Source organism: Sphingomonas sp. 22R3R2A-7 (assembly GCF_036856055.1).
GTDB lineage: Bacteria > Pseudomonadota > Alphaproteobacteria > Sphingomonadales > Sphingomonadaceae > Sphingomonas.
This window is the reverse complement of record NZ_JASPFR010000001.1, coordinates 2,941,636-2,956,202: the sequence shown is the minus strand read 5'-3', so window position 1 is coordinate 2,956,202 and position 14,567 is coordinate 2,941,636. Positions and strand designations below refer to the sequence as shown.

Genomic DNA, 14,567 nt, shown 5'->3' with positions numbered 1-14,567 from the left:
GTTGCACGAATGTGTCGGCCGCGACGAATGACAATAATTTTACAAAAATTGCCCGCCGAGCCTGTACCCGTCAGGCTGCCGTGCGTCGCCGATGAGAGGACGATACGTCACCTGCGGTACGCCGCCGCGACGTCGCCGCGAGGCTAAAGCGCGCGGCCTGCCACAGTGTCCAGCTTTGCGACGAGCGCCGGATCCCGCGCATCCCGCGCGGTGATGATCGCGCTGTCGAGACAGGTATCGATCGGCGACGCCTCGCGCTCCGCCGGCAGCGCGCGCAACAGCGCCATCACCATCGCGCGCGCCTTGGCCGCATTCGCACCGAGCTGCGCAACGACCTGCGTGACATCGACCCCCGCCTCGTCCTCGCGCCAGCTATCATAGTCCGTCACCATGCCGACCAGCGCGTAAGGCAGCTCCGCCTCGCGCGCGAGCTTTGCCTCGGGCATCGCGGTCATGCCGATCACGTCGCATCCCCATTGGCGGTACAGCCGGCTCTCCGCACGCGTCGAGAATTGCGGCCCCTCCATCGCGAGGTAGGTGCCGCGGTCATCGACCGCTGCCCCCGCGTCACGCGCGGCGTTGGCGGCGTAGCGGGACAGCCGCGGACACACCGGGTCCGCCATCGACATATGCGCGACCAGTCCGGTCCCGAAGAAGCTCGATGGCCGCCCCTTGGTGCGGTCAATGAACTGGTCGACGATCGTGAAGCTGCCGGGCGGGCGGGCCTCGACGAGCGAGCCGACCGACGACACCGCCAGCACGTCGGTCACGCCGAGGCGCTTGAGCGCATCGATATTTGCGCGCGCATTGAGTTCCGACGGAGAGATCCGGTGCCCGCGTCCATGCCGCGGCAGGAATGCCACCCCGACAGGCCCGACGCGCCCGGTATAGATCGCATCCGACGGCGCCCCCCAGGACGTCTCCACCGTCTGCCACCGCCCGTCCTCGATCCCCTCGACGCCGTACAGCCCTGAGCCGCCGATGATCCCGATCGTCCAGCCACTCATTCGGCCAGCGCTCGTGGCCGGGCGTAGACGAAGTAGATCACCAGCCCGAGCAGGTTCCACAGCCCGAAATACAGCTGCGTCTTCGAAGGCAGGCTGAAGAATAGGTACAGGCAGCCGAGAATGCCGACGATGCCCACAAGCGTCGCGGCCGGCGCACGGAAGGTGCGGATCGCATCGGGCGCACGGCGGCGCATCACCAGCATACACGCGCACACCGCGACGAACGCGGCGAGCGTCCCTGCATTCGCAAGCGCGGCGATCTCGGCGAGCGGCAACAGCCCTGCAATCACCGCGACGATCGCCGCGGTGATCCACGTGATCCGCACCGGCGCGCCGCGCTTCGACACCTTGGCGAGGCCGAGCGGCAGCAAGCCGTCACGCGCCATCGTGAAGAAGATCCGGCTCTGCCCGAACAAAAAGGCGAGCAGCACGGTCGGCAGGGCGATGACCGCCGACGCGCCGAGGAACGTCGCGAACCCCGGCCGCCCGATCTCGCGCAGGATCAGCGCGAGCGGCTCGGCCGAGCCAGCGAACCGCGTATAGGACAGCGCCCCCACCGCGGCGACCGCGACGAGGATGTAGATCGCGATGCACACCACCATCGACCCGAGGATGCCGATCGCGAGGTCGCGCGCCGGATTCTTCGTCTCCTCCGCCGCGGTCGAGATCGCGTCGAACCCGTAGAAGGCGAAGAAGATGATCGCCGCCGCCGCCATCACCCCGCGCTCGGCGCCATCGGGCGCGACTGCTTTTGGGAAGCCGTAGGGCATGAACGGATGCAGGTTCGCGGCGTTGAAATAGTGCAGCGCGATGAACACGAACACGGTCAGCGCGATCATCTTCACGCCCACCAGTACCGCGTTCAGCGTCGCGCTCTCGCGCGTCCCGAACGACAGCACGCCCGCGACGACCGCGATGATGACGATCGCTGGCACGTTGAGGATACCGCCCAGCTCGGGGCTGAGCGTCAGTGCCTCGGGAAAGCCAAACGCGCCGCGCAGCAACGGCGCGGCATAGCCCGACCAGCCGACCGCGACGGTCGACACCACCAGTGAATATTCGAGGATGAGGCTCCAGCCGATCACCCAGGCGATCAGCTCGCCGAGCACGACATAGCTATAGGTGTACGCGCTTCCGCTCGCCGGGATCATCGTCGCCATCTCGGCATAGGCGAGCGCGGCGCAGGCACAGATTCCGCCGGCGATGACAAACGACAGGATGACCGCGGGGCCCGCGAGTCCGGCTCCGACGCCGATCAGCGTCAGGATGCCCGTACCGACAATCCCGCCCACGCCCATCGCGACCAGATGCGGCCACGACAACGTCCGCGCGAGCTGATGCTCGGGCGGCTGCTCGGTAACGATTTTTCGGCGAAACAGACTGGCCACGTAGATCCCCTCGTCAATCTGGACGCGGATCATTCCGTTCGGTCCAGCGCGCCACCCCGGCACACGGCCGGGGTCCATTTGGCGAGGTCCTTGTAACGCGGTCCGTCCGGGCGGCAACCTTTGCCCGGTCGGGCGGCCGCATGACGGTAACGCCCCCCAACCCCCTACCGTCATTCCCGCGCAGGCGGGAATCCAGACTGGCTGAGCTCGCGATCGATCATCACAATCTGCCGCTATGGATCCCCGCCTCCCCGGGGATGACGATCATAGGAGGAGAAACGCCCCCCGCCCGCTCAGACCGTAAAGCTCTCCCCGCACCCGCACGCACCCTTGGCGTTGGGGTTCTGGAATACGAACCCCGCGGTAAAGTCGTCCTCGACCCAGTCCATCGTCGAGCCGATCAGATACAGGATCGACCCGCCATCGACGAACAGCGTGCCGCCGGGGGTGTCGATCCGCTCGTCGAACGGCTTGGCCTCGCTCACATAATCGACCGAATAGGCGAGCCCCGAACACCCGCGCTTGGGCGTCGACAGCTTGACCCCGATCGACCCCTCCGGCGCGCGCGCCATCAGGTCCGCGATCCGTGCGTGCGCCGTCGCCGTCAGGTTCAGCGCCGCCGGGCGTGCTCGCAATGTCGTCGCCATGGCTCGTTCCTTCCATCTAAAGCCCCTCTCCTTCAGGGGAGGGGTTGGGGTGGGGCGCCCGACCAAGCCGCGCGCGCGGCGGCGAAGGCCCCACCCCCGCCCCCTCCCCTGAAGGGGAGGGGCAAGTCACTACAGCATGCCCAGTTCGAGCTTGGCTTCATCCGACATCTTCTGCGGATCCCAAGGCGGATCCCAGACCAGGTTCACTTCCGCAAACCCCACGCCCGGCACTGACCCGACCCGCATCTCGACCTCGGCGGGCATCGACTCCGCAACCGGGCAGTTCGGCGTCGTCAGCGTCATCGACACCACCGCATGCCCGTCCTCGGTCACCTCGACGCCGTAGATCAGCCCGAGATCATAGATGTTCACCGGGATCTCGGGATCGTAGATCTCCTTCAGCGCATCGATGATCGCATCGTACACCGCGCCACCCGGTTCGCCGGGCGAGTCCACCTGCGGCTTCTGCGCCAGGAACCCGGCGAGATAGTCGCGCTTGCGCTCCGCATCGCCGTCGGTGTCCAGCACGACACGCGCCTTGGGCGGCGACTGCACCGCCTCGACTTCCTCGATCTCGAACCGATCGCTCATCCAAATATCCTCGTTACTCGCGCGATACCGCGCACCAGCGCATCGACGTCGGCAGGGCCGTTATAGACCCCGAAGCTCGCGCGTGCCGTCGCCTCGACGCCCAGCGCCTCCATCAGCGGCTGCGCACAGTGATGGCCCGCCCGGATCGCGACGCGCTCTTCGTCCAATATGGTGCCGATGTCGTGCGGATGAACCCCCTCGATCGTAAAGGAGACGATCCCCGCCGAGTCCGCCGGGCCGTACAGCCGCACCGAATTGATTCCCGACAGCGCCTCGCGCGTCGCAGTCACCAGCGCGGTCTCATGCGCATGGATCGCGCCAAGCCCGATACTCTCGACATAATCGATCGCGGCATGCAGCCCGAGCGCGCCGACGATATGCGGCGTCCCCGCCTCGAACCGTCCCGGCGGCGGCGCGTACGTCGTCTTCGCGAACGACACCCTGTCGATCATCGACCCGCCACCCTGATAGGGCGGCATCGCCTCGAGCAGCTCGGGCTTTGCCCACAGCACGCCGATCCCGGTCGGGCCGTACAGCTTGTGGCCCGAGAACACGTAGAAATCGCAGCCGATCGCCGTCACGTCGACCGCGATGCGCGGCACCGACTGACAGCCGTCGATCAGGATCTTCGCGCCGACCGAATGCGCGATCTCCGTCGCGCGCTTGGCGTCGAGCACCGAGCCGAGCACGTTCGACACATGCCCGAGCGCGACCAGCTTGTGCGCGGGCGTGATCATCCGCTCCATCGCATCGAGGTCGATGCTATGGTCCGGCGTCAGCGGCAGCACGTCGATCGCGACACCGCGTGCCTCGGCGATCATCTGCCACGGCACGATGTTCGAATGATGTTCGAGCATCGACAGCAGGATGCGGTCGCCCGCCTTCAGCTCGGTCCCCGCCCAGCAGGTCGCGACCAGGTTGATCGCCTCGGTCGCGCCGCGCACGAACACGATCTCGTCGGGCGATCCCGCGCCGATGAACCGCGCTACCGCCCCCCGCGCCGCTTCGTACGCGACCGTCATGTCGGCCGAGCGCTGGTACACGCCGCGGTGCACGGTCGCATAGGTCTCGCCATACGCACGCGTGATCGCGTCGACCACAGGTTGCGGCTTCTGCGCGGTGGCAGCGGTATCGAGATACGCCCAGCCCTCGGGGATAGCCGGGAAGTCCGATACCCGGTCGAGCGGGCGCGTTTCGAGCGTCAGAGTCACAGCGCCGCCTCCAGCCACGCATCCGCGTCCGCGACGAACGCGTCGCGCACCGTCTCGTCCGCGATCTGCGCGAACGCATCGCCGACGAACGCGCGCGTCAGCAGCGCCTGCGCCTTGGCATGCGGGATGCCGCGGCTCTGCATGTAGAACAACGCGCGCTGATCGAGCTCGCCGACCGTCGCGCCGTGCGCGCACTTCACGTCGTCGGCGAAGATCTCGAGCTCGGGCTTCAGATTGACCGTCGCGGTGCGCTTGAGCAGCAGGCCGCGCAACGACTGCACGCCGTCGGTCTTCTGCGCATCGCGCGCCACCTCGACCCGCGCGGCAAGGCTCGCCGTCGACGTATCCGCGGCGACCGCGCGCCAGATCTGCTTGCTCTGCCCGTTCAGCGCGGCATGCCGCACCGACAGCGCGCATTCCTGCTTCTGCGCCTTCCGCGTCAGCAACGCGCCGCCATATTCGGCAAACGCATCGTCACCCGACACGGTGATCGCACCATCGATCCGCGTGCCCGCATCGCCCGCGCCGAGCACCGTCACGATCAGGCTCGCCTCCGCGCCGACATCCGCCTCGTCGCGCAACGACACGAACCCGCTCGCCTGCAGCAACCGCACCGCGCGCGTCAGCTTCGCACCCGCACCCAGCGTCATTCGCGTCGACCGGTTCGACCAGCCGGTGCCGACATAGGTTTCGACGACCGACGCCTGCGCACCACCCGCCAGCACGATCTCGGCGGGGAGCTGGTTGTCGCCCCCGGTCGAGATATGGACGATCTGGATCAGCTCGGCCGACGCATTCGCGTCGACGCGCAGCGACCAGCCATTACCGGTCGTGCGACGGCCGAGCACATGCTCGCCACCCTCGAGCGGCGCGATCGCGACATGGCGCAGATCGCTCCGCCCCTCATCGAGCACGCCATCGACGAACACCGCCCGCGCGCCCTCCAGATCGAGGAACCACGCGCCCGCCAGCGCCTCGCCGCGCGGCAACCCGGCCGCCGCGGCGATCGCCGCCGGATCACCCCAGCGCCACGATTCCTCGCGCGTCGAGGGAAGGTCGAGCAGCATCGTCACGCGGCGATCCCCACATAGCCTTCGCTCTCGAGCTGCTGCGCCAGTTCCTTGCCGCCCGACCGGACGATGCGGCCGTCGGCGAGAACGTGGACGAAGTCCGGCTCCACATAATCGAGCAGCCGCTGGTAATGCGTGATCAGCAGCACCGCCTTGTCGGGCGCGCGCATGATGCGGTTGATGCCGTCGCCGACGACGCGCAGCGCATCGATGTCGAGGCCCGAGTCCGTCTCGTCGAGAATCGCGAACTTCGGGTTGACGATGCCCATCTGCACCATCTCGTTGCGCTTCTTCTCGCCGCCCGAAAAGCCGACATTCACGGGCCGCTTGAGCATGTCGTAATCCATGCCGAGCAGATCCGCCTGCCCGCGCGCGAGCTTCAGGAACTCGCCGCCCGACAGCGCCTTCTCGTCGCGTGTCGCGCGCTGGGCGTTCAAGGCCTCGCGCAGGAACTGGACGTTCGACACGCCGGGAATCTCGACCGGATACTGAAAGCCGAGGAACACGCCCGCCGCGGCGCGCTCATGCGCCTCGAGCTCGAGCAGGTCGACGCCGCCGAACGTTACCGAGCCAGACGTGACCTCGTACCCAGGCCGCCCGCCGAGCACATAGCCCAGCGTCGACTTGCCCGCGCCGTTCGGCCCCATGATCGCGTGCACCTCGCCCGCATTCACCTCGAGCGAGAGCCCCTTGAGGATTTCCTTGCCGTCGATCTCGGCATGAAGGTTTTCAATTTTCAGCATCGAATTCTGCCCAATTCCAAATCTCTAAATTTCCGCGCCGCGTCCTGCGCCAGCACTGTCCCGTCATGCCCGCGCCGGCGGGATGACGGGCGGGGATCACCCCACAGACCCTTCCAGCGAGATCCCCAGCAGCTTCTGCGCTTCGACCGCGAACTCCATCGGCAGCTGCTGCAGCACCTCGCGCGCGAAGCCGTTGACGATCAGCGCGACCGCGGCCTCCGCATCCAGCCCTCGCGACATCGCGTAGAACAGCTGGTCCTCGGAGATCTTCGACGTCGTCGCCTCATGCTCGATCTGCGCGGACGGGTTGCGGACCTCGATATACGGCACGGTATGCGCGCCGCACTGGTCGCCGAGCAGCAGGCTGTCGCACTGGGTGAAGTTGCGCACGCCTTCCGCGGTCGGCGCGACGCGCACCAGCCCGCGATAGGTGTTGTCCGAGCGCCCCGCCGAAATCCCCTTCGACACGATCGTCGACCGCGTATTCTTGCCGAGGTGGATCATCTTCGTGCCGGTATCGGCCTGCTGGCGGTTGTTCGTCACCGCGACCGAATAGAATTCGCCGACCGAGCCGTCGCCCGCCAGCACGCACGACGGATATTTCCACGTGATCGCGCTGCCGGTCTCGACCTGCGTCCAGCTGACCTTCGAGTTCTTGCCCTGGCACAATGCGCGCTTGGTGACGAAATTGTAGATCCCGCCGACGCCATTCTCGTCGCCCGGATACCAGTTCTGCACGGTCGAGTACTTGATCTCGGCATCGTCGAGCACGACGAGTTCGACGACCGCGGCATGCAGCTGGTTCTCGTCGCGCATCGGCGCGGTGCAGCCCTCGAGATACGAGACGTACGACCCCTTGTCGGCGACGATCAGCGTGCGTTCGAACTGCCCGGTATTCTCGGCATTGATCCGGAAATAGGTCGACAGCTCCATCGGGCAACGCACACCCTCGGGAATGTAGACGAACGTGCCGTCGGAGAAGACCGCCGAGTTCAGCGTCGCGAAGTAATTGTCACGCTGCGGCACGACCTTGCCGAGCCACTTGCGGACGAGATCGGGATATTCCTTGATCGCCTCGGAGATCGACCGGAAGATCACGCCCGCGGCCTCCAATTCCTTGCGGAACGTCGTCGCGACCGAGACGCTGTCGAACACCGCATCGACCGCGACGCGGCGCTTCGGCGTGCCGTCCTCGTTCAGCGGATCCTCGACCACGCCCGCGAGCATCTTCTGCTCGCCGATCGGGATGCCGAGCTTTTCGTACACGCGCAGGATCTCGGGATCGACCTCGTCGAGGCTCCCCAGCTTCGGCTTCGCCTTGGGCTCCGCGTAATAATAGGCGTCCTGGTAATCGATCGGCGGCACGTTGAGCTTCGACCAGTCGGGCGCCTCCATCGTCTGCCACAACGCGAACGCCTTCAGCCGCCAGTCGAGCATCCACTGCGGCTCGCCCTTCTTGGCGGAAATGAAGCGCACCGTGTCTTCCGACAGGCCCTTGGGCGCGAATTCCTGTTCGATGTCCGAGGAGAAGCCCCACTCGTACGTCTTGTTCGCGGCGGCATATGCCTCTGCGTTCCGGGTAGCCATCATTCCATCTCCGCCGCAACGCGGCTCTCTAAAAACTCTGCGATCTCTGCGCCCCTGCGCGAATACGAGATTGTGCGCGCGGAGGCGCAGAGATCGCGGAGAAAGGGGTAAGTCGCTGCGCGCGTCATGCGGGCACCGGCGAATTCGGGACTTGCAAGAGACTGGCGAGCGTCACGCCGGCGAGCGCGCCGCGGACCGCGCCGTTGACCGCGTTCCAGTGCGGCTTCACCTTGCATGTCTGGTCGATGCAGCAATCCTGCGCCGCACCGTCGACGCACGCGGTCAGCGCGATCGGGCCCTCGACCGCCTCGATGATGTCGGCGAGCGAGATCGACGCGGGCGGCCGCGACAGGCGAAACCCGCCGCCGGTCCCGCGCGTGCTCTCGATCAGACCCGCGGCCGACAAGCGGCTGACCAGCTTCTGCACGGTCGGCAGCGGCACGCCGGTCTCCTCGCTCAGCAGCGTCGCGTTCAGCCGCGCGATACCGCCACAATGACGCGCCGCGGCGCTCATCATGACTACCGCATAGTCGGCTAGGCTGGAAAGACGCATGGTGCTTCGTGAGTCCAATCGGACCGATATGATCCGATTGACAAATGGGCTTTGCGACGGGCAGCGTCAACCCGTCCGCCAGTGCTAACGACTCGCAACTGAGCATGCCCTTTCGACTCCAAAATCCGCCGTCACCCCAGCGCACGCTGGGGTCTCCCGGCTCGGGTCGGGCGGCCGTAACCGGGAGACCCCAGCGTGCGCTGGGGTGACGGCGTGTGGCAGACACCGGAATGCGGCATAGCCAAGGCTGCACCTTGACGCTCCCCGCCGGGACGCGAGGACGGGGCATGGCCTTCTACCACCCGCTTCTCTTCCGCCTCGACGCCGAACGCGCGCATGGCCTGACGATCGCCGCGCTCGCCGCCTGGGGCAAGGCCGGCACGCCGCTCGCCCCATCCGTCCCACGGCTTGCAACGACAGTCGCGGGGATCGCCTTTCCCAACCCGGTCGGCCTTGCGGCGGGCGTCGACAAGGACGGTCGCGCGATCGACGGGTTCTTCGGGCTCGGGCTCGGCAGCGTCGAGATCGGCACGCTCACCCCCTGCCCCAACCCGGCAATCCCAAGCCGCGCATCTTCCGCCTCCCCGAAGACCGCGCGGTGATCAACCGCCTCGGCTTCAACAATGGCGGCCTCGACGCGGCGCTCGACCGTGCGAAGGCGCACAGCCGCGGCAAGGGCGTGCTCGGCATCAACGTCGGCGCAAACAAGGACGCGACCGATCGCACCGCCGACTACGTCCACGGCGTTACCTGCGCCGCGCCGCACGCCGATTACATCACGATCAACATCAGCTCGCCCAACACGCCGGGCCTGCGCGATCTGCAGCACGGTGCGGCGCTGCGCGACCTGCTCGCCGCCTGCACTGCCGCCAAGGGGACCACGCCGATCTTCCTCAAGGTCGCGCCCGACCTCGAGCCCGCGGACATCGACGACATCGCCCGCGCCGCAATCGACAACCGGATCGACGCGCTGATCGTCAACAACACGACGATCGGCCGCCCCGGCCTGCGCTCGGCAAACGCCAAGGAAACCGGCGGCCTGTCGGGTGCCCCGCTCGCCCCGCTCGCCCGCCAGCGCCTGGCGGACTTCCACGCGGCGACCGGTGCGGCGATCCCGCTGATCTCGGTCGGCGGCATCGGCAGCGGTGCGGAGGCCTATGCCCGCCTCCGTGCAGGGGCGAGCCTCGTCCAGCTCTACACCGCTTTGGTGTACGAAGGCCCCGGCCTCCCCGCCCGGATGCTGCGCGACCTAGACGCACTGCTGACCCGCGACGGTTTCGCCACCATCGCCGACGCGGTAGGTATCGACGCCCGCTGACACATTTCGTCATCCTAGCGAAAGCTGGGATCCAGAGCCACACACGGTGATCTTCGTGGCTCTGGATCCTGGGTCGAGCCCAGGATGACGGTGAGATTGCGGCGGACGCCTTGCCACCCACCCGATCCGCGCTAGGTTCGCGCGCGATGAAGACTCCCCTACTCGCGCTCGCCCTCCTCCTCCCCACCGCCACCGCCGAAGCCCGCCGGACCGCCCCCGCCCCCGGCCCCACTCCGGCGAAGGACCAGGGCATGGTCAGCGCCGCCGACCCGCGCGCCGCCGCGGCGGGTGCCGAGATCCTGCGCGCGGGCGGGAGCGCGACCGACGCGGCGATCGCGACGATGCTCGCGCTCAACGTCGTCGAACCGCAAAGCTCCGGCATCGGCGGCGGCAGCTTCTGGGTCAGCCACACGGCGAACGGCGCGATCAGCACGATCGACGCGCGTGAAAAGGCACCCGCCGCTGCCGATCCGCGCTGGTTCTACGCTCCCGACGGCACCCCGCTCAGCCACCGCGACGCGGTTCCCGGCGGCCGCAGCGTCGGCGTCCCCGGTGCGCTGCGCGGCATGGCGCTCGCGCACCGGGCGTCGGGCAAACTCCCCTGGGCGCGGCTGTTCGACCCCGCGATCCGGCTCGCGACCACCGGCTTCAAGGCCACGCCGCGACTCGTCAACGGGATGAAGGCCTATGGCGGCCACATCACGCCCGAGACGCGCGCGCTGTTCTCTGCCCCCGACGGATCGCCCGTCGCGGTCGGCGCGACGATCCGGAACCCCGCGCAGGCCGCGCTCCTTGAGCGCATCGCGCGCCAGGGCGCCGACAGCTTCTATGTCGGCCCGCAGGCGCAGAAGATCGTCACCACGGTCAACACCGCCGCGCGCAATCCGTCGAAGATGACGACGGGCGACCTCGCCACCTATGACGCGAAGTCGCGCCCGCCCGTCTGCGTCAAATACCGCGTGTACCGCGTCTGCGGCATGGGCCCGCCCTCGTCGGGCGGCATCACCGTGCTGATGATCCTGAAACAGCTCGAACGCTTCGACATGAGCAGGCTCGGCAAGGACAGTCCGCAGGCATGGCATTTGTTCGCCGAGAGCTCGCGGCTCGCCTATGCGGACCGCGACCTGTACGTCGGCGATCCCGATTTCGTCTCGGTGCCGGTCAAGGGCATGCTCGACCCCGCCTATCTCGCGTCGCGGTCGGCGCTGATCCAGCCGACCGCGACGATGCCGAGCGTCAGCGCCGGCTCGCCCCCGGTGCCCCCGCGCGGCAGTCCGCACCCGTCAGCGAGGTCGCCGGCACGACCGATCTTGCGATCGCCGATGCGCGCGGCAACGTCGTCGAGGTCACGACCACGGTCGAGGGCTATTTCGGCTCGGGGCTGAGCGTCGACGGCACCGTGCTCAACAACCAGCTGACCGACTTCGACACCGTCCCCGACAAGAACGGCTATCTCGTCGCCAACCGCGTCGAGGGCGGCAAGCGGCCGCGCAGTTCGATGAGCCCGACGATCGTCTACGGCCCCGACGGCAAGGTCCGGCTCGCAGTCGGCGCGGCGGGCGGTTCGACGATCATCGCGCAGGTGGCGAAGGCGATCATCGGCGTCGTCGACTGGAAACTGTCCGCGCAGGAGTCGATCGCGCTCGGGCTGGTCTATGCGCCCGGCCATGTCGCCGCGGTCGAGAAGGGCACCGAACGCGAGGCGATGGTCCCCGCGCTCGAGGCGCTCGGCGAGACGGTGCAGGTCACCGCGTTGGGGCTGAAGGCGAACGCGGTCGAGCGCGTGGGCGGCCGCTGGGTCGGCGCGGCGGATCCGCGCAGCGAAGGCGTCGCGATCGCGCAGGACGGCACGGTGACACAGATCCAGCGCGTGGGTGCGCTGCAACGCGCGCCGGAATGAGCGTTTAAACCATCGTCATCCCGGGCTCGACCCGGGATCCAGAGCCAAAGGCGACGCCGGTCGCGGCTCTGGATCCCAGCTTTCGCTGGGATGACGAATATTGTTATACTGCCCGTGCTTTGAAGCATGCCGCAGTGTCGAATATCGAGCAGCAAGAGCGCCCCAGGAGAGACCATGCCCCGCCAGCTCGAACGATTCCCGAACCTCGTCACGATGTTCTTCACGCGCGCCGCCGAGCGGGGTGACGCACCGTTCCTCTGGACCAAGCAGAGCGGCGCCTGGGTCGCAACCAGCTGGGCGGACGCCGCGAGACAGGTGGCGAGCCTCGCCACCGCACTCACCGCGATCGGACTGAAGCCCGGCGACCGGGTGATGCTGGTCGCCGAGAATCGCCCCGAATGGTGCCTCAGCGACCTCGCGATCATGGCGGCGGGCTGCGTGACGGTGCCCACCTATGTCACGAACACCGAACGCGATCACCTGCACATCATCGAGAATGCGGGCGCCTGCGCGATCATCGTCTCGACCGCGAAGCTCGCCAAGACGGTGCTCCCCGCGGTCCTGCGCTCGAACCAGGCGCAGATCGTGATCGGGCTCGAGGACATGCGCGTCCCCGCCTCGATCGATTTCCACAACTGGCACGCGCTGATCGCCGCGCACCCGACCACGCCCGAGGCGGCGGCGGCGCGTGCGACCTTCACCCGCGACGATCTCGCCTGCATCATCTACACCTCGGGCACCGGCGGCGCCTCGCGCGGCGTGATGCAGCATCACGGCGCGATCCTGCACAATTGCGCCGGGTGCGCCACGGTGATCTCGGAGGATTTCGGCTGGGACGACGAGGTCTTCCTCTCGTTCCTGCCGCTCAGCCACGCCTATGAGCATACCGGCGGCCAGCATTTCCCGATCTCGCTCGGCGGCCAGATCTATTATGCCGAGGGCCTCGAAAAGCTCGCCGCGAACATCGAGGAGACGCGCCCGACGATCATGTTCGTCGTCCCCCGCCTGTTCGAAGTGCTGCGCACGCGCATCTCGAAGACGATCGAGAAACAGGGCGGCGCGTCGGCCTATCTGCTCGCCCGCGCACTCGACATCGGCGCCAGGCGCTATGCGGGCAAGCTCCGCCTGATCGACAGGCCGGCGCAGGCCGCGGTCGCGACCTTGTTCAAGCCGAAGATCGCCAAGAAGTTCGGCGGCCGGCTGAAGGCGATGATCTCGGGCGGCGCGCCGCTCAACCCCGAGGTCGGGCTGTTCTTCGAATCGATCGGCCTCACCTTCCTCCAGGGCTATGGCCAGACCGAGGCCGCGCCCGTTATCTCGTGCAACCGCCCGCAAGCGGGCGTGCGGATGGACTCGGTCGGCCCGCCGCTCAAGGATACCGAGGTGCGGATCGCCGAGGACGGCGAGATCCTGGTCCGCGGCGAGCTCGTCATGCACGGCTATTGGCGCAACGACGCCGAGACCGCGAAGGTGCTGAAGGACGGGTGGCTGCACACCGGCGACGTCGGCGAGATCGACGACAAGGGTCGCATCCGCATCACCGATCGCAAGAAGGACCTGATCATCAACGACAAGGGCGAGAATGTCGCCCCGCAGAAGATCGAGGGGATGCTCACGCTCCAGCCCGAGATCGTCCAGGCGATGATCGCGGGCGACAAGCGCCCGTACATGGTCGCGCTGGTCGTCGCCGATCCCGAATGGACGCAGCAATGGTGTGCGGCGAATGGTGACGTCTGCAGCTTCGGGAAACTCGCGGAGAACAGCGAATATCGCACCGCGATCGGTCATGCGATCGAGCGCGTGAACAAGGATCTGACGGTGACGGAACGCGTCCGGCGCTTCGTCCTTGCGGACGGGCCGTTCGCGATCGAGAACGAACAACTGACGCCGAGCCTGAAGATCCGGCGTCACGTCATTCGGCAGGCCTATGGCGAACGGCTCGACGCACTTTACAAGAGCTGATCGTACCGCGCCCGGACACGGGGGACCCGCCGGCGGCGGGCCCCCGCTCGCTCAGGCTGCGCCGAGCGGGATGTTGCTCCGCTTGCACACATAGGTCGCAAGCTCCTCGCGCAGGGGCAGCCCCTCGATCGGCCGCAGCGGGCCGTCATACGCGATCGTTGTCTCGACCAGCGAACGTCGCGCGGCGACGCCGAGCACATGGAACAGGCGGTGCTCGCAATCGACTTCGGTGCGGGCATAGGCGACGCGCCCGGCATGCTCCTGCCGGATGATCGCGATCACGGTGCCGCCGATCGCCCGCCGTTCGCGCAACAGGAAATACCGCGACGCGGTGTCCGACGGGGTGGGGATCAGATCGCCCTTCACCGTGAACGAGGCCGGTGCCGGCGCCGCGATGTTCGATTCGCCCAGATTGCGCAGCGACACCATCGCGTCGCCCGAATCATTCGTCGCGCCCGTATCGTTCGCAGTGCCCATTTCGTTCGAGGCCGAGCCCGAACAGGCGGACACGCCCAGTCCGCCGGCAACCGCCAGCGCTAACCACGTCTTATTCATCAATACACTCCCGGGTATGAACGACTTAGCAACGC

11 protein-coding genes and 2 pseudogenes are annotated in these 14,567 nt (G+C 67.6%); 3 read left to right on the top strand and 10 right to left on the bottom strand.

Annotation, left to right across the window (positions count from 1 at the left end; genetic code table 11):
- Positions 1–143: 143 nt before the first annotated feature.
- From mtnP to QP165_RS14075, 9 genes are all read right to left on the bottom strand, one after another.
- Positions 144–1,007, bottom strand: a complete 864-nt coding sequence (gene mtnP / locus QP165_RS14115; RefSeq protein ID WP_333996110.1) for an S-methyl-5'-thioadenosine phosphorylase — start codon at positions 1,005–1,007, stop codon at positions 144–146.
- On the bottom strand, positions 1,004–2,395 hold the full coding sequence (locus tag QP165_RS14110; RefSeq protein WP_333996109.1) for an amino acid permease: 1,392 nt from the start codon (positions 2,393–2,395) through the stop codon (positions 1,004–1,006). The genes mtnP and QP165_RS14110 overlap by 4 nt, the downstream gene beginning before the upstream one ends.
- Positions 2,396–2,688: 293 nt before the next feature.
- A complete protein-coding gene (locus QP165_RS14105; protein WP_333996108.1) occupies positions 2,689–3,042 on the bottom strand; it encodes a HesB/IscA family protein in 354 nt (117 codons plus the stop codon).
- Between the two features lie 129 nt (positions 3,043–3,171).
- A complete protein-coding gene (locus tag QP165_RS14100) occupies positions 3,172–3,633 on the bottom strand; it encodes an SUF system Fe-S cluster assembly protein (protein WP_333996107.1) in 462 nt (153 codons plus the stop codon).
- Positions 3,630–4,838: a cysteine desulfurase gene (locus QP165_RS14095; protein ID WP_443019377.1), complete on the bottom strand. Its 1,209-nt coding sequence runs from the start codon at positions 4,836–4,838 to the stop codon at positions 3,630–3,632. The genes QP165_RS14100 and QP165_RS14095 overlap by 4 nt, the downstream gene beginning before the upstream one ends.
- A 2-nt stretch (positions 4,839–4,840) precedes the next feature.
- Positions 4,841–5,911, bottom strand: coding sequence for a SufD family Fe-S cluster assembly protein (locus tag QP165_RS14090; protein WP_333997036.1), 1,071 nt, complete (start codon positions 5,909–5,911; stop codon positions 4,841–4,843).
- Between the two features lie 2 nt (positions 5,912–5,913).
- On the bottom strand, positions 5,914–6,657 hold the full coding sequence (sufC, locus tag QP165_RS14085; protein ID WP_333996105.1) for a Fe-S cluster assembly ATPase SufC: 744 nt from the start codon (positions 6,655–6,657) through the stop codon (positions 5,914–5,916).
- A 96-nt stretch (positions 6,658–6,753) separates the two neighbouring features.
- Entirely contained in the window at positions 6,754–8,244 is a 1,491-nt protein-coding gene (gene sufB / locus QP165_RS14080; RefSeq protein ID WP_056020496.1) for a Fe-S cluster assembly protein SufB, read from the bottom strand.
- Positions 8,245–8,368: 124 nt separating this feature from the next.
- The gene (locus tag QP165_RS14075; RefSeq protein ID WP_031441060.1) at positions 8,369–8,797 is read right to left on the bottom strand and encodes an SUF system Fe-S cluster assembly regulator; all 429 of its coding nucleotides are present in this window, start codon (positions 8,795–8,797) and stop codon (positions 8,369–8,371) included.
- A gap of 287 nt (positions 8,798–9,084) precedes the next feature.
- On the opposite strand from QP165_RS14075, the pseudogene QP165_RS14070 reads away from it, so the two are divergent.
- The 3 genes and pseudogenes from QP165_RS14070 to QP165_RS14060 all read left to right on the top strand — a co-directional run bounded on the left by QP165_RS14070 (position 9,085) and on the right by QP165_RS14060 (position 13,977).
- Positions 9,085–10,115, top strand: a pseudogene (locus tag QP165_RS14070) (quinone-dependent dihydroorotate dehydrogenase).
- Between the two features lie 146 nt (positions 10,116–10,261).
- Positions 10,262–12,015 (top strand): annotated as a pseudogene (gene ggt, locus QP165_RS14065) (gamma-glutamyltransferase).
- 174 nt (positions 12,016–12,189) lie between these two features.
- A complete protein-coding gene (locus QP165_RS14060) occupies positions 12,190–13,977 on the top strand; it encodes an AMP-dependent synthetase/ligase (protein ID WP_333996104.1) in 1,788 nt (595 codons plus the stop codon).
- Positions 13,978–14,028: 51 nt separating this feature from the next.
- Here the strand turns inward: QP165_RS14060 and QP165_RS14055 are convergent, their stop codons facing one another.
- Positions 14,029–14,532, bottom strand: coding sequence for a hypothetical protein (locus QP165_RS14055; RefSeq protein ID WP_156350371.1), 504 nt, complete (start codon positions 14,530–14,532; stop codon positions 14,029–14,031).
- Positions 14,533–14,567 lie beyond the last annotated feature (35 nt).